The 14,770-nt window shown below is 63.5% G+C and carries 14 protein-coding genes; 6 read left to right on the forward strand and 8 right to left on the reverse strand.

Going from position 1 to position 14,770, the window contains the following annotated elements:
* Positions 1–126 precede the first annotated feature (126 nt).
* The 3 genes from D1223_RS00245 to D1223_RS00255 all read right to left on the reverse strand — a co-directional run bounded on the left by D1223_RS00245 (position 127) and on the right by D1223_RS00255 (position 3,678).
* A complete protein-coding gene (locus D1223_RS00245; protein WP_119374414.1) occupies positions 127–717 on the reverse strand; it encodes a hypothetical protein in 591 nt (196 codons plus the stop codon).
* A 42-nt stretch (positions 718–759) separates the two neighbouring features.
* On the reverse strand, positions 760–1,542 hold the full coding sequence (locus tag D1223_RS00250; protein WP_119374415.1) for a hypothetical protein: 783 nt from the start codon (positions 1,540–1,542) through the stop codon (positions 760–762).
* Between the two features lie 279 nt (positions 1,543–1,821).
* On the reverse strand, positions 1,822–3,678 hold the full coding sequence (locus D1223_RS00255) for an ABC transporter ATP-binding protein (protein WP_119374416.1): 1,857 nt from the start codon (positions 3,676–3,678) through the stop codon (positions 1,822–1,824).
* A gap of 214 nt (positions 3,679–3,892) precedes the next feature.
* On the opposite strand from D1223_RS00255, the gene D1223_RS00260 reads away from it, so the two are divergent.
* Complete coding sequence (locus tag D1223_RS00260; protein WP_233352983.1) at positions 3,893–5,026, forward strand: iron-containing alcohol dehydrogenase; 1,134 nt, start codon at positions 3,893–3,895, stop codon at positions 5,024–5,026.
* Here D1223_RS00260 and D1223_RS00265 read toward each other — a convergent pair.
* Both D1223_RS00265 and rfbC read right to left on the reverse strand, forming a co-directional pair.
* A complete protein-coding gene (locus D1223_RS00265; RefSeq protein ID WP_119374418.1) occupies positions 5,023–5,892 on the reverse strand; it encodes an SDR family oxidoreductase in 870 nt (289 codons plus the stop codon). The two genes, D1223_RS00260 and D1223_RS00265, sit on opposite strands and share 4 nt — an antisense overlap.
* Positions 5,889–6,461, reverse strand: coding sequence for a dTDP-4-dehydrorhamnose 3,5-epimerase (gene rfbC / locus D1223_RS00270; RefSeq protein ID WP_119374419.1), 573 nt, complete (start codon positions 6,459–6,461; stop codon positions 5,889–5,891). Before rfbC ends, D1223_RS00265 begins: the two co-directional genes overlap by 4 nt.
* Positions 6,462–6,563: 102 nt before the next feature.
* Between rfbC and D1223_RS00275 the strand changes: the two genes are divergently transcribed.
* The 3 genes from D1223_RS00275 to rfbA all read left to right on the forward strand — a co-directional run bounded on the left by D1223_RS00275 (position 6,564) and on the right by rfbA (position 9,625).
* Complete coding sequence (locus D1223_RS00275; protein WP_158588353.1) at positions 6,564–7,604, forward strand: mannose-1-phosphate guanylyltransferase; 1,041 nt, start codon at positions 6,564–6,566, stop codon at positions 7,602–7,604.
* Positions 7,605–7,700: 96 nt separating this feature from the next.
* Positions 7,701–8,756, forward strand: a complete 1,056-nt coding sequence (gene rfbB, locus D1223_RS00280) for a dTDP-glucose 4,6-dehydratase (protein WP_119374421.1) — start codon at positions 7,701–7,703, stop codon at positions 8,754–8,756.
* Entirely contained in the window at positions 8,753–9,625 is an 873-nt protein-coding gene (gene rfbA, locus D1223_RS00285; RefSeq protein WP_119374422.1) for a glucose-1-phosphate thymidylyltransferase RfbA, read from the forward strand. Before rfbB ends, rfbA begins: the two co-directional genes overlap by 4 nt.
* 15 nt (positions 9,626–9,640) lie before the next feature.
* Here the strand turns inward: rfbA and D1223_RS00290 are convergent, their stop codons facing one another.
* Entirely contained in the window at positions 9,641–10,639 is a 999-nt protein-coding gene (locus D1223_RS00290; protein ID WP_119374423.1) for a KpsF/GutQ family sugar-phosphate isomerase, read from the reverse strand.
* Between the two features lie 112 nt (positions 10,640–10,751).
* Positions 10,752–11,279, reverse strand: a complete 528-nt coding sequence (locus D1223_RS00295; protein ID WP_119374424.1) for a cytochrome C — start codon at positions 11,277–11,279, stop codon at positions 10,752–10,754.
* A gap of 221 nt (positions 11,280–11,500) precedes the next feature.
* Here D1223_RS00295 and D1223_RS00300 point away from each other — a divergent pair, with 221 nt between their 5' ends.
* Both D1223_RS00300 and D1223_RS00305 read left to right on the forward strand, forming a co-directional pair.
* Positions 11,501–12,397 (forward strand): RnfABCDGE type electron transport complex subunit D, encoded by an 897-nt coding sequence (locus D1223_RS00300; protein WP_233352984.1) that lies wholly within the window; start codon positions 11,501–11,503, stop codon positions 12,395–12,397.
* The gene (locus D1223_RS00305) at positions 12,339–13,730 is read left to right on the forward strand and encodes a DUF2330 domain-containing protein (protein ID WP_119374426.1); all 1,392 of its coding nucleotides are present in this window, start codon (positions 12,339–12,341) and stop codon (positions 13,728–13,730) included. The genes D1223_RS00300 and D1223_RS00305 overlap by 59 nt, the downstream gene beginning before the upstream one ends.
* A gap of 159 nt (positions 13,731–13,889) precedes the next feature.
* Here D1223_RS00305 and mutM read toward each other — a convergent pair whose 3' ends face one another.
* Positions 13,890–14,738 carry a bifunctional DNA-formamidopyrimidine glycosylase/DNA-(apurinic or apyrimidinic site) lyase gene (gene mutM, locus D1223_RS00310; protein ID WP_119374427.1) on the reverse strand — a complete coding sequence of 283 codons (849 nt, stop codon included), beginning with the start codon at positions 14,736–14,738 and terminating at the stop codon, positions 13,890–13,892.
* Positions 14,739–14,770 lie beyond the last annotated feature (32 nt).

Genomic DNA, 14,770 nt, shown 5'->3' on the forward strand with positions numbered 1-14,770 from the left:
TTGCGCAAAAACAATCGCATAAAGCAGCGGTCTTGAATGAAATGGAAGACCGATGGTTCAAGTCCAGCGCCCGCGGCCGCAGACCCTCCCGGATGTGCGGCGAATACGGTGTGATTTTCGAAGCGATCAGCTGGAATTGAACCAGGCCTTCAGCGCCGGGTTCAGCAGGTCTGGCAGGGCGCCCGCGACGAGCGCGACCCGTGCGGGCTGCCGGTAAAGCTTGTCTTCCGGCCAGCAGAAGGGCGCCAGCTCCCCAGCCTTCCGTGAGGCCCGCAGGCGCCTTGCCATATGGCGGGCCGCGCGCTCGGGATCGTCCAGAAGCGCCATGAGGGTCTTCCAGCGGTACAGAAGCGGTATGATTCCAGTCTGATTGCGGGCCTGGCTTACCGGCCTGTCCGCCCATGGGTCGAGAAAGCCGGACGGGGCGCGCTCGGCCGGCAGGTACTGGAAGCCGCGAGGCGCGCGCAGGCGCGTGCGGGTCTCCTGGTCTTGCGGCGCGGGCGCGGCGGCGGGTGCAAGCTCGACCTCAAGCGCGAGCAGGACAAGCAGCCGCCGGATGAGCCGCTCGGCAAAGGCAAGGCTCGCCTTAAGCCTGCGGGCCGCGGTACGGGTGATCGTCTCGGGCCGCAGATGAAGCTTCGCGCGCGCAGCCGCGTCAGCCAGCAACTCCGAGGCCGCCTCCAGCCCTTCCGCGCAAAATCCGTCCACCTGGTTCATGGAGGGAAGTATAGGGCGGGGTCTCTGAGGGTGGGATGGAACTCACTTTTCTGGAACGGCAGCCCCACCGTTCAGTTCATCGGAGCGGCTAAAGTCGTCGATCTTTGTTTGGAGTTCGCGCACAACTCCAAATTCGGCCGGGGCGGGATGGGCGCGCGCATATCTCAGACGACGTAGCAGCTCTAAGGTGCCGCGTTCCTGAGGAGATATGACATTGTTGGTCACCAGGGCCGAAAAGTACTCATCTGTCATTTGGCGCATCTGGGAGATGTTCTCTCGAGTAACAGCCCACATGTACTTCTTGTTTGCCAAACGGTCTCGGCATGCGAATTTCGCTTTCTCCCAGAGACTGTCGACAATTTTCTGCGCGTGCGCACTGTCTGTGACTTGGCCTTGTCCGAGAAGCGTGGTCACTGCGGCGTAAAGGGCGCTGACGAGTTCGTTTGACTCCTCGGCTTTCGCTTCGGTCGCTTCCTGCATGGATTTCAACTGCTTTTCGAAGCCAGCAGTAAGATCGTCTAGCTTTGATGTTGTGGTCAGATTCAAAGATGCCAAGTCTCTTTCAGTCCTGTCTACCATATCGGTGAGCGAGGAAATGCGGTCTCGAAAAACGAAGGGAAGAATAATTGCTGAAGTCACCAGACCCATGGCGGTGATGACTGAAGAAATCAAACTGACCTGTGCTTCTCCATCCCAGCTTTCCCAAAGCGTTACTAATGAGCCATCTCTGATTCCAAATATCAACACGACTAGAATAACCGCATAAAGCGAAAGCACTACGGCAATCGCGAGCGTAGAAATGACGCCGATGCCGGATCGTTTCATTGTTTCCCCTGACGAAGTATCCGCCACATTCCCCTCCCTTGCTTTGAAGCTTCACAATATGCTTCGAAAAAGCGAAAGTACTCAATCACAGATTTTCGGGATGGTCCCATAGGTACCTGCTTTCGCAGGTGCCTGCGGCAAGTGCGGGGCTCATTTTTCGGCGTCATCCCGGAAATTGCGTCAGCAATTGTCCGGGACCTAGTGCAAAATGGGATCGGGACATTCTGGATCCCGGTCTTTCGCTCTGCGAAAACCGGGATGACGTAAAACAGGTGGCGCCTAAGCCACTTCCGTCTCGGTTGCCCTCAGCGCTTCAACCCCTTCATAGGCGTCGTGCTCGGCGACGATGTGGCCGGGGGCGACTTCGATGAGTTTGGGGTCGTATTGCTCGGCGTCCGGATCGTCGATGATCACCGATTTCAGGAAGCGCAGCGGCGAGCGCCGGTCGAGCGGGGAGGGCAGGTCGCCGCGCAGCTTGATGCGCTCCTTGCCGCGCTCGAATTCCGGGTCCGGTGTCGGGACGGCGGAGATAAGCGCCTTGGTATAGGGGTGGCGGGCATCCTCATAGATCGCGGTGCGCCCGGCGACTTCCACCACCTTGCCGAGATAGAGCACCATGACGCGGTGGCTGATCTCGCGCACGACCGACAGGTCGTGGCTGATGAAGATCATGGCGAGGCCGAATTCCTTCTGTAGCTCGATCAGCAGGTCGACCACCTGCGCCTGGACCGACACGTCGAGGGCGGAGACCGCCTCGTCGCAGATGAGGAGTTTGGGGCGCAGGATCATGGCGCGCGCAATGCCGACGCGCTGGTTCTGGCCGCCAGACAGCTCGTGCGGATAGCGGTTGATCAGCGCTGGTGAGAGGCCGACGCGCGGCAGGAATTCCTTCACCAGCTTCTCGCGCGCCGCCTTGTCCAGCTCCGGCTTGTGCACGGTCAGCGGCTCGGCGATGGACTGGCCGATGGTCATGCGCGGATCGAGCGAGGCAAGCGGGTCCTGGAAGACGATCTGGAGATCGTCGCGCAGGCTGTTCATTTCCTTGCGGTCGGCATGGGTGATGTCCCGGCCCATCCAGGCGACGCTGCCAGCCGATTGCGGGACCAGCTTCAGCACGGCGCGGGCGAGGGTGGACTTGCCGCAGCCGGACTCGCCGACAACGCCGAGCGTCTCGCCGGGGCGCAGGTCGAAGGACACCCCGTCCACCGCGCGCAGCATCTTCGTCTTGCCGAAAAGCCCGCCGCCGACATTGACCGGGAAGGTCACCTTCACGTCGCGCGCCTTGACGATGGGCTCGACGGAGTTGTCCGGCGCCGGGCCGAGCTGCGGGCGGCCTTCGCGGTTCGGCTGGTCGATGCGCGGCACGGCGTTGAGCAGCATCTTGGTGTAGTCGTGGCTCGGCTTGTAGAAGATCGTGTCGCTGGTGCCGGTCTCGACGATCTCGCCATCCTTCATGACGACGACGCGGTCGCACATGCGCGCCACCACGCCCATATCGTGGGTGATCAGGATGATGCCGGTACCGGTCTCCTTCTTCAGCTCGAACATCAGGTCGAGGACCTGCGCCTGGACCGTCACATCAAGGGCGGTTGTCGGCTCGTCGGCGAGCAGCAGCTTCGGGTCGCAGAGCATGGCGATGGCGACCATGACGCGCTGGCGCATGCCGCCGGACAGCTCATGCGGGAACTGTTCGAGCCGGCGGCGCGCTTCGGGGATGCGCACCTGCTCCAGCCAGTCGATGCAGCGCTTGGTCGCCGCCTCGCCCTTGAGGTCGCGGTGCAGCGCCAGCACTTCGCGCATCTGCGCGCCGACCGTCAGGTGCGGTGTCAGCGAGGTCAGCGGGTCTTGGAAGATCATCGACATCTGCGCGCCGCGCACCTTGCGCAGCACGGACGGCTTGGCGCCGACCATTTCCATGCCATTGAACTTGATCGATCCGGTGACGGTGCCGTTGTCGGCGATCAGCCCCATGGCCGCGAGCGCCGACTGGCTCTTGCCTGATCCGGACTCGCCCACAATGCCGAGACACTCGCCCGGCGAGACGTCGAAAGTCGTTCCCTTGACCGCATTCACGGTGCCATCCGGCGTGTCGAAATCGATCTTCAGGTCTCGGACGGAAAGGATTGGGTCGCTCAATTGGGATGATCCTGTTGTCGTTGAAGAAGTCCAGCCGGTATCGGGCCCGACAGGCCGGGCCAAGTCAACAGGCAGCACCAGTCGGATGGCGAGATCGCCCGGCTGCTGACGGCGTTTGTTCGCCCAAAGGCAAGTTGACGCACGCGTCACGCTTGCTTTCCGCCTCCCTGCCATCCTACTGAGTGACAAACCAGCAGACCAAGGCGAGGACCCCATGCCCGTAATGAACTTCCTGAACACCTGCATCTTCGACCATGGCGCGATCCAGAAGCTGCCGGGCGTGCTGCGGGGCAATGGCGTCAGCAAGCCCTTCATCATTACAGATCCCGGCATCAAGGCTGCGGGGATTCTGGACACGGTCATCGAGGCGATCGGCAGTGAGCCGGGCGGCGTTTTCTCCGACACGGTGGCCAATCCGACCGAAGACCAGGCGATTGACGTCACCGCGCGTTACAAGGATGCCGGCGCGGATGGCATCATCGCGCTTGGCGGCGGCTCGAGCATGGACCTGGCCAAGGCGGTCGGCCTGCTGGCGAGCCATGGCGGGAAGCTCGAGACCTATGCGGCGATGGTCGGTGGATCGAAGCTGATCAAGAAGCTGCCGCCGCTGATCGCCATCCCGACCACCGCCGGGACCGGCTCTGAAGTCTCGATCGGCATGATCACCACGCTGAACAATGGCCGCAAGGAAACCTTCGCCTCCCCCAACCTCGTGCCGACGGTCGCGATCTGCGACCCGGACCTGACCTTCGGCCTGCCGAAGATGATGACGGCGGCGACGGGCATGGACGCGGTGACCCACTGCATCGAGGCCGTCCTCGTGCCGATGTCGAACCCGCCGGCCGAGGGCATCGGCTATGATGGCCTCACACGCGCGGTCGGTGATGGCTGGCTGCGCCGCGCCGTCGAGGACGGGTCCGACCCGGACGCTCGGTGGAACATGATGATGGCGTCCTATGAGGGCGCGCTGGCCTTCACCAAGGGGCTGGGCAGTGTCCACGCCCTGTCGCACGCCGCCGGCCGCCTGCACGAAAAGCGCCTGCACCATGGCACGCTGAACGCGATCTTCCTGCCGCATCTCCTGCGCTTCAATGAGGGCGCGGCGGATGACAAGTATGCGCGCCTGCGCTTCGCCATGGGCCTCAAGGAAGGCGCAAGCCTCGCCGACGCCATCCAGCGCCTGAACAGCGATATCGGCATCCCGTCGACGCTCAAGGAGATCGGCCTTGAAGCTTCCGACGGCCCGGGCGTTGTTGAGTACGCGCTCGCCGATCTGGCCCACCGGACAAACGCCAAGCCCGCCACCCAGGCGGACTATGAGCGCATCTATGAGACAGCGCTCGGCTAGGCGCCGAGCAAGGCCTTCACGGATGCATCGCAGGCCGGGCGCCAGTCCGGCATCGGCCCGATCAGCTGGTCGGCGAGGCTGGTGTCCAGCACGACGCCATTGGCACGGCGGGCTGGCGTCTTGAACGCCGAGCCGAGGACCGGTTCCATCTTCGGGGCCGGGCCACCCAGCTTTGCGGAGACCGCGAAGATCTGCTCGGCCCATTCCAGCCGGTTGACCGGGCCGGGCGAGCCGAGGTGCAGGACGCTCGGCAGGTCGCGGCCCCCGGCCATCATGCCGGCCAGGTCGACCAGCTGGCGGGCCAGCGCGTCGAACGGGGTCGGGCGGCCATACTCGTCGGTGACGAGACGGAGCGTCTCATGTTCGCGGCCGAGTTTCAGGATCTTGGCGACGAAGCTCATACTGTCATTGCCGAACAGCCAGCTGACGCGGGTGACGAGGTGGCGCCCGCCCGCCGCGCGCACCTGGATTTCGCCTTCGAGCTTGGTTTCGCCATAGACCGACGCCGGCGCGGTGGCCGCCTTTTCCCTGATCGGCTTCGAGGGATCGCCCTTGCTGAAGACGAGGTCGGTCGAGACATGGATCAGCGGAATGCCCGAGACGGCGGCGAGCCGGGCGAGCAGGCCAGCGCCGTCGGCATTGATCCGCCGGGCAAGCTCCGGCTCGGCCTCGGCAGCGTCGACATTCGTGAAGCCGGCCGTGTTGATTATCACGCCGGGCATGGTCTGTTCGATCACGCTGGCGGTCTTCGCGGCGTCTGTGATGTCCAGCCTGTCGCGGCCGGGCGCGGTGCAGCCGAGCGCGCCGAGCGCCTTGCCGAGGCGCCCCTGGCCGCCGGCGACGAGAATGCGTTGCGGATCGGTCATGGCTCGTAGGTGAAGGGTGTTTCGAGTTTGGCAAGGCCGGGCCAGGTGAAGTCCCGCCCGGACATGACAACGTCATCGGGCCGGGGCCAGGCGATGGAGAGGGCTGTATCGCACCATAACAGCCCGCCCTCGCTTTCTGGCGCGTAATGGGCCGTCACCTTGTAGGCAACCAGCGTGTTGGTGGCCATTGTCTGGTAGCCATGGGCGAACCCCGCCGGCACATAGAGAAGCTGGCCCGCATTGGCGCTCAGGCGCACCGATGCGCTCTGCCCATAGGTGGGCGAGCCTTTGCGGATATCGACAAAGGCATCGAATATCTCCCCCCGTAGAACCTGTACCAGCTTGGCCTGCGCATTCGGCGGCGCCTGGAAATGCAGGCCGCGCGTGGTGCCGGGGGCGGCGGAGAAAGCCTGGTTGTCCTGCACCCAGGTTTCGGCAGGAAGCCCCGCCTTTTCCCAGTCTCGCAGGCTCCAGGTTTCGCTGAACCAGCCCCGTTCGTCGCCCGACCGCCTGACCGTGACCAGGGCCGGACCGGAAATGGGAAATGTCTCGACAGATTCGATTGGCATGTCGCTTGATTGCCTTACGCTCTCGTCAGGTCAATGGCAGGTTGCAATAGGCGGCGCGATCTCGCTAAAGGCTGGTCTAGGCCGAATTGGGAATCCTTGTTCATGTCAGTACAAATCAAGCCCGTGGTTCTTTGTGGTGGCAGCGGCACCCGGCTGTGGCCGTTGTCAAAGCCCGATCATCCAAAGCAGTTCCTGAGCCTCATTGGCGAGGAGACCATGCTTGGCATGACACTCGACCGCGTCCGGCAAAGCGCGCTGGATGGCCTGTCCTTTTCCACCCCGCTCGTGATCGGCTCGCAGCGCCATGGCGACCTTATCGACAATCTGGCCAGCAGCGCCGAGATCCTGCTCGAACCGATGGGGCGGAATTCAGCCGCGCCGGTCGCGGCCGCCGCGCTCGCAAGCCAGCCGGACGAGCTGCTTCTGGTCCTTCCGGCCGATCACGACATTGCCGACGTCAGTGCCTTTCATGAGGCCCTGAGCAAGGGCGCCGCCGCCGCCAGCGACGGCTCGGTCGTCACGTTCGGGATCATCGCGGCGACACCGGAAACGGGCTATGGCTATATCGAGGCGGCGAGCAGCGACGGCGCGGTCATCGATGTTGTCCGCTTTGTGGAAAAGCCCGACCGTCCGACCGCCGAGACCTATGTCGCCTCCGGCAAGTTCTTCTGGAATGCCGGCATCTTCCTGTTCCGGGCGGGCGACATGCTGGCAGCCTTCGAGGCCCATGCCCCGGACATCCTGGACAGCGTGAAAGCCGCCATGCCGGACGCATTCAACGGCCAGTCGGATGCGCGCAAGGGCACGCTTGGACAGGCCGCGTTCGACACCTGCCGGTCGGAATCCATCGACTATGCCATCATCGAGCACCACCGCGACCTGAAAGTGGTTCCCGTCGATATGGGCTGGAGCGATATTGGCGATTTCCGCGCCCTGTGGGAGCGTTCGCCGAAGGATGAAAACGGCAATGTCATCATCGGGAATGTCACCGCCGTCGATTGCCGCAACTGCTATATCCGCGCTGAAAACAGGACGATTTCCGTCGCCGGGCAGGACAATACCGTCATGGTTGCAACGGCGGATGATTTCATGATCTGCGACATGAATTCCGTCCAGTCTGTAAAAGCGCTTGCGAAGGCCTGACGATCGGCGCTACGCCCTATCGGCCAGCTTCCCCTCTCCGGGGAATTGCGGTGAAGTTGAAACTGATCAGGTGAAGGCCTGACGGGAAGGTCGCGTATGAAGCTGCTGATCACTGGTGGAGCCGGATTCATCGGATCCGCGCTCGTTCGGCACGCAATCGCTTGTGGTCACGACGTGCTCAACGTCGACAAGCTGACCTATGCGTCCAATCTCAACAGCCTCGGCAGTGTCCGCGATGATTCGCGCTACCGCTTCCTGCAGGCCGATATCTGCGACGGCGATGCGATGCGAAGGGCGATTGCGGACTTCCAGCCCGATATCGTTTTCAACCTCGCAGCCGAAACGCATGTCGACCGGTCGATCGACGGGCCGGACGATTTCATCCGCACCAATATCGGCGGCGTGCATACGCTGCTGGAAGTCTGCCGGGAGGCGCTGGCGGCCGCGCGCCTGCCGGGAACCTTCCGCTTCGTGCAGGTCTCGACCGACGAAGTCTTCGGCTCGATTGAGTCCGGGTGCTTCGACGAGACCTCGCCCTACCGCCCGAGCTCGCCCTATTCAGCCTCGAAAGCGTCAGCAGACATGCTGGTGCAGGCCTGGACGAAGACATTCGACTTCCCTGCGATCATCACCAATTGCTCGAACAATTACGGGCCCTGGCAGTTTCCCGAGAAATTCATTCCGACCATCATCTCAAAGGCCGTCCGCGGCGAACCTGTCCCCGTCTATGGCGACGGGCAGCAGGTGCGCGACTGGCTGTTCGTCAACGATCATGCCGAAGCGCTGCTTCTGGCCGGGCAGACGGGGCGCACAGGCGAGGTCTATTGTGTTGGCGGCGGGACGACCATGCCCAATGTCGAGCTGGCGCGCCTCGTCTGCGACCTGGTTGACCGGCATGGCGCAGGCGCCGCGGACAAGCCGAGCCGCGAGCTGATCACCTTTGTCGAGGACCGGCCGGGGCATGACCGGCGCTATGCCATCGATCATGGCAAGATCACCCGCGAGCTGGGCTGGCAGCCGGCCAGCGACCTGGAACGCGGGCTGGCCGCCACCGTTGACTGGTACATGGCCAATCGTGACTGGCTGAACCGGCTGGCCGCCTCCGGCCAGGCCGGGCAGCGTCTTGGCGTCATCAAGGGAGGCCTGGTTTGAAGGGCATTGTCCTGGCGGGCGGAAACGGGACCCGGCTCCACCCCCTCACGCGTAGCGTTTCGAAGCAGCTGATGCCGGTCTATGACAAGCCGATGATCTACTATCCGATCAGCGTCCTGATGCTGGCCGGCATCACCGACATCCTGATCGTGACCAAGGAAGAAGACCAGTCGGCCTTCAAACGCCTGCTCGGGGACGGCTCCGAGTTCGGCGTGCGTTTTACCTATGCGATACAGGACAAGCCGCGCGGCCTCGCCCACGCGCTGATCGTGGCCGAGGAGTTTCTCGACAATTCGCCCTTCGCGCTGATCCTCGGCGACAACATCTTCTACGGGCATGGCCTGCCGGAGCTGCTGGCGAAGGCGACGCGGCTGGAGACCGGGGCGGAGATATTCGCCTACCAGGTGGCGGACCCGACGCAGTATGGCGTGGTGTCTTTCACCGCCGACGGACAGGTGCTCAGCATCGAGGAGAAGCCGCGCAAGCCGCAATCGGACTATGTGGTCACCGGGCTTTACTTCTATGACAGCTCGGCTGTCGCGAAGGCAAAGTCGCTGAAGCCCTCGGCGCGCGGCGAGCTCGAGATTACAGACCTCAACAAGCTCTATCTCGAGGAAGGCACGCTGAAGGCCAATCTGATGGGGCGCGGCTATGCCTGGCTTGATGCCGGCTCGCACGACTCCCTGCTGGAAGCCGGCCAGTTCATCGCCTCGATCGAGGAGCGACAGGGCATGAAGATCGCCTGCCTCGAAGAGATCGGCTACCGGCTCGGCCTGATCTCCGACGAGCAGCTATTGCGGCAGGCCAGGGCGCTCAAGAATACCAGCTATGGCGCCTATCTGGAGAAAATTGCCCGCTCGGCCTCGTAGGCCGGACCGGGCCGGTCAGATCACGCCGCTGGCCAGGCAGTCATGCACGTGCAGCAGGCCGAGCGGCTTGCCATTGTCGTCGACAATGAACAGGGCGGTGATGCGGTGCGTACTCATCATCGACAGCGCCTCGGCCGCGAGTGCCTGGTGAGAGACGACGCGCGGATTGCGCGTCATGATGCTGTCGACCGATTTCTCATTCACCGACTCGCGGAAATGACGCCGAAGGTCCCCGTCCGTCACGATGCCGACAAGGCGGCCATCATCGCCGGTTACCCCGACACAGCCAAAGCCGGAGGTCGTGATGATGTCGACCGCGTCCTCGACCCGGGCAGTCGGCCCGCAGAGCGGCATTTCGGTATGGTGCATCAGGTCGGTGACCCGCTTCAGCGAGGCGCCGAGCTTGCCGCCCGGATGGAAGGTATGGAAGTCGTCCGCGGTGAAGCCCTTGCTGCGCAGGATGCAGACCGCGAGCGCGTCGCCGAGCGCCATCATCAGCGTGGTCGAAGTGGTCGGCGCCTGGGTGACCATGCAGGCCTCGGCGGCTTTCGGGATGATCAGGCAGACATCGCCGGCCCGCGCGAGCGTCGAGTTCGCATTCGCCGTCATCGCGATGAGCGGAATGTCGAACCGGCCCGCATAGCCGAGAATGTCGCCGAGCTCGGCGGTCTCGCCGGAATTCGACAGGGCGAGGACGACGTCGTCGGTCGAGATCATGCCGAGGTCGCCATGGCTTGCCTCGGCGGGGTGGACATAGCTCGCCTTGGTGCCGGTCGAGGCCAGCGTCGCGGCGATCTTGCGCGCGACATGGCCGGACTTGCCCATGCCGGTGACGATTACACGGCCGCGGACATTGGCGCAGAGGTCAACGCTTTCGCGCACCGCTTTCGCCAGGGGCGCGTCCGCATCGTCCAGCGCCTTTACCAGTTCGCGCATGCCGGCCATCTCGGTTTCGAAGACCTCTATCGCGACCGTGCGCACGGCGTCTTCCTGCGGAACCGAATTCTTGGACATGGCGGGTCTCTGGCAGATTGGAGTTGACGAGCTTCGCCTAGCCCAATCGCCTCAGACCTCCAACCCCCGAGCCGCCGCGACAGCTGCTCGGGAGAGGCCTTTGCGGGCCGGCTCAGCCCGTCTGGACGTCAGGGCCGACCGGCATGAAGTAGATATACGGCGTTGCCGGTTCGACACCGGGCGGCACGGCCCCTGGCATGGTTTCGCCCTTTTCGCCCAGCGAGACGAGATAGGCGTGCACGGCCAGAAGATCGGAATCGCTCATCCGGTTGACGGTCGTCCAGGGCATGGGCGGCAGTCCCTGGCGCGTGCGCATCATCTCGACCCATTCTTCCGGCGTGTAGGCGGCGGCGACAAGGCGCAGATTGTTGGCGTAGGAAACGCCCCACGGCCCCTTGAAGCCGACGGGAACACCGAGCAGCTGGTCGTCTGCGGCGATCTGCCCGCCGCTTTCGGGCCAGCCGGCGGTATGGCAATCCTGGCAGCCGCCGAGTTCGACGAGGTAGCGGCCAGCTTCGACCTGGCTTGCGGCGACAATGTGCGGTGTCGAGGCGGTTTCGGTCTCCACTTCGGCTGAGGTTTCGAGAGAGCAGGCCGCCAGGCCCGCCAGGCATGTTGTAAGAAAGATCCTGCGGATCATTTGACGTCTCATGTCTATGAACGCCGGTTGATGGCCGGACCGGCGTCGATTGTGGGTACAATCTGCGGCCGGCCCCCGCATCGTTTATCGATATACAACAAGTGAATTTTCCCGGGAAGAGGAAAAATTGATCTTCGGTTCGCGAATTACGAGAATTTTTCATTTTGCAAACGAGCGCCCAATTTTCCCCGCTTTTCGTGTATTGTCTGGCCGGCATGGATGTGAGGGACGCAACAATCGGCGCGGTGCGTGCGGTGAACCGCGATGCGCGCCACTGGCAGCTGCTCGCGCTGTCGGGGCTTTTCCTAATCTCGGTCTACACCACCGATTTCGGCGCCCGGCCGATGCATCTCCTGTCGGCCTTTACCGGCGCCATGAGCGCGCAGGCGCTGGCCAGCCTTCTCGTGAAAACGCGGTTTGAATGGAAGTCGGCGGCGATCACCTCGCTATCGCTCTCCATCCTGATGCGGGCCGTGGACCCGTGGATGTGGTTTGCCGCCGGCGTCATCGGCATCGGGCTGAAATTCGCCGTGCGCTACAAGGGCAAGCATGTCTTCAACCCGGCCTGTATCGGCATTGTCGTCATGTGCCTCGTCTTCGGACGCGATGTCTGGGTCTCGCCCGGACAATGGGGGCAGGCACCGCTGATCGCCGGCTGGGCCGTCGCGCTGGCCGCGCTGGTCCTGTCCAGCGCAAAGCGGCTCGACATCGCCTTCGGCTTCATCGGGACGTTTGCCGCGATCCTGTTCGGACGCGCGCTGTGGCTCGGGGATCCGATGGCGATCCCGATCCACCAGCTTTCATCGGGCACGCTTCTGGTGTTTACGTTCTTCATGATCACCGATCCGCGCTCGACCCCGGATTCCCGCGCCGGACGGCTCGTCTTTGCCGCCTGCGTGGCCAGCCTGACGGCCTGGTTCATCATCGGGCCGAATGTCCGCGCCGCGCCGCTCATGGCGCTGGCGGCGCTGTCGGTCATGACACCATTTCTCGACCGGTTCCTGCCCGCGAACCGGTTTCAGTGGGGCAAAGCATCAATGTCCAAGGAGGGACGCGACCATGAAACTCAGACACCTGTTGGGAGCCGCCACGCTGGGGCTCGCCTCGCTCGGCCTTAGCGCGCCGGCAAATGCCTTCTGCGGCTTCTTCGTCGCGAAAGCCGATACCGATCTTTTCAACGATGCCTCGAAGGTTGCGTTGGTGCGCGACGGGGAGCGGACGGTCATCACCATGGCGTCGGACTATCGCGGCGAGCCGTCGGAGTTCGCCATGGTCATCCCGGTCGTCGATGTGCCCGAGCGCGAGCAGATCAATGTCGCCAATCCCGGCCTGATCGAGCACTTGGACGAGTATACCGCGCCGCGCCTGGTCGAGTATCATGACGAGGATCCGTGCAACCGCTTGCAGTATATGCGCGCTGTCGGGAATGCGGGTCCGCCCGCGCCGGCCGCGATGGCGGACGGCATGACGGAGGAAGCCGAGGAACTCGGCGTCACCATCGAAGCCGAATACGAGGTCGGCGAATATGACATCCTGATCCTCTCGGCCGAGGAATCCGACGGCCTCATCACCTGGCTGAATCAGAATGGCTACCGCATTCCCGATGGCGCCGAGGAGGTGGTCGGCTCCTATCTCAAGCAGGGCATGAAATTCTTCGTGGCGAAGGTGAACCTCGAACGCCATGACGGCGCCGGTTTCCTGCGCCCGATCCAGGTCGCCTATGAGGATGAGGACTTCATGCTGCCGATCCGCCTCGGCACGGTGAATGCGGAGGGCAAGCAGGAGCTTTTCATCTTCGCCATGACCCGCAAGGGCCGCGTCGAGACGACCAATTACAAGACCGTGAAACTGCCCTCCAACATGGATGTCCCGATCTTCGTGAAGGATGAGTTCGGCGACTTCTACAAGGACATGTTCGCCCACCAGGTCGAGAAGGAGAATGGCAAGGCCGTCTTCATGGAATATGCCTGGGACATGAGCTGGTGCGACCCGTGCGCCGCCGAGCCGCTGTCACGCTCGGAGCTTCAGGAGCTGGGCGTGATGTGGCTGGATGAAGGCGGGCAGGACCAGCCGCAGCCGGGCTTCCGCCCCGGCCCGCAACCGGTCGATGTCTTCGTCACCCGCCTGCATGTGCGCTATGACGCGAAGACCTTCCCGCAGGATCTGACCTTCCAGGTCACGGGTGACCGCGACAATTACCAGGGCCGCTATGTCCTGCGCCACCCCTGGCGCGGCGACTTCAACAAGTGCGAGGAAGCGCGCGACTATGCCGATGAGCTCGTCAGTCGCTGGGACCAGGAAGCCGAGAACCTCGCCAAGCTGACCGGCTGGGACGAGGCCGAGATCAAGGAGAAGATGGCCGCCGGCGGCTATTCCGAGGCCGCGATCAATATCGACCTCGAGCCCAAGGACAAGAAACCCTGGTGGCAGCGCCTCTGGGGGAATGGGTAAGAGACCTGGCCCCACCCCGACCCTCCCCGCATGCGGGGAGGGAGATCGACGGTATCGTCCATCGGCCGGCGCTGGAAGGTCAGCAGCTGACGCCCCCTCCCCTCTGGGGAGGGTCGGGGTGGGGCAGCCATGCCCCCGAACCCGTGAAATGTTCGGAAACTAACGCTGGCAAGTCCCGCAATAGAAACTCGAGCGCCCCGACTGGACGATGCGTCTGATCGGGGCGCCGCAGCTTTTGCAGGGCTTGCCCTCGCGGTCATAGACCGAGAAAGTGTGCTGGAAGTAGCCAAGCTCGCCGGTTGCGGCCTTGAAGTCCGAGATGGACGAGCCGCCAGCAGCAATCGCTTCGCGGATGACATCGTTGATCGCGACCGCCAGCTTCGCTGCCCGCTGGCCGGGAACGGTCGAGGCCCGCCGCCGCGGACTGATCCCGGCGCGGTAGAGCGCTTCGCAGACATAGATGTTGCCAAGGCCCGCAATCACCCGCTGGTCGAGCAGAACCGACTTGATCGGCCCGCTCTTGCCCTTCAGCGCCTCGTTCAGCCAGGCATGCGAGAAGGTGTTCGACAGCGGCTCGGGCCCATAGCCTGACAGGCGCGGATATTGCGCCATCTGCTGCAGCGGCCACAGCTCCATGAAGCCGAAGCGGCGCGGATCATTATAGGTGACGACTTTCCCGCCCTCGATGTGGAAGATGACATGGTCATGCTTCGGGTTCGGCGGGATCTCGTGGTGGAAGTCGCCCGGGCGGGTGCCATCGCTGATCGTGAAGCGGCCGGACATGCCGAGATGCATGATCAGCGCATCGCCCGATGATAGCTCCGCCACGAGGAACTTTGCGCGTCGCGACAGCTTTTCGATACGTGTCCCCGACACCCGATCGGCAAAGCGGGCAGGCAGCGGAAAGCGAAGGTCCGGGCGGTTGAGGATCACCGACAGGATGGCCTTGCCCTCCATGACGGGGGCAAGGCCGCGGCGAACTGTCTCGACTTCAGGTAATTCAGGCATGGTCTCCGCATATAGCGTTTAGATTTTCATGC

It is taken from the genome of Henriciella mobilis, from assembly GCF_003576285.1.
Lineage (GTDB): Bacteria > Pseudomonadota > Alphaproteobacteria > Caulobacterales > Hyphomonadaceae > Henriciella > Henriciella mobilis.

Bases quoted from the DNA above. Each gene is read 5' to 3' on its own strand.
- D1223_RS00305 (WP_119374426.1), top strand. From the start codon at position 12,339: ATGAAACTCAGACACCTGTTGGGAGCCGCCACGCTGGGGCTCGCCTCG.
- rfbB (WP_119374421.1), top strand. From the start codon at position 7,701: ATGAAGCTGCTGATCACTGGTGGAGCCGGATTCATCGGATCCGCGCTC.
- D1223_RS00290 (WP_119374423.1), bottom strand. From the start codon at position 10,639: ATGTCCAAGAATTCGGTTCCGCAGGAAGACGCCGTGCGCACGGTCGCG.
- mutM (WP_119374427.1), bottom strand. From the start codon at position 14,738: ATGCCTGAATTACCTGAAGTCGAGACAGTTCGCCGCGGCCTTGCCCCC.
- D1223_RS00265 (WP_119374418.1), bottom strand. From the start codon at position 5,892: ATGACCGATCCGCAACGCATTCTCGTCGCCGGCGGCCAGGGGCGCCTC.
- D1223_RS00275 (WP_158588353.1), top strand. From the start codon at position 6,564: ATGTCAGTACAAATCAAGCCCGTGGTTCTTTGTGGTGGCAGCGGCACC.
- D1223_RS00245 (WP_119374414.1), bottom strand. From the start codon at position 717: ATGAACCAGGTGGACGGATTTTGCGCGGAAGGGCTGGAGGCGGCCTCG.
- D1223_RS00250 (WP_119374415.1), bottom strand. From the start codon at position 1,542: ATGAAACGATCCGGCATCGGCGTCATTTCTACGCTCGCGATTGCCGTA.
- rfbC (WP_119374419.1), bottom strand. From the start codon at position 6,461: ATGCCAATCGAATCTGTCGAGACATTTCCCATTTCCGGTCCGGCCCTG.
- D1223_RS00295 (WP_119374424.1), bottom strand. From the start codon at position 11,279: ATGATCCGCAGGATCTTTCTTACAACATGCCTGGCGGGCCTGGCGGCC.
- D1223_RS00260 (WP_233352983.1), top strand. From the start codon at position 3,893: ATGCCCGTAATGAACTTCCTGAACACCTGCATCTTCGACCATGGCGCG.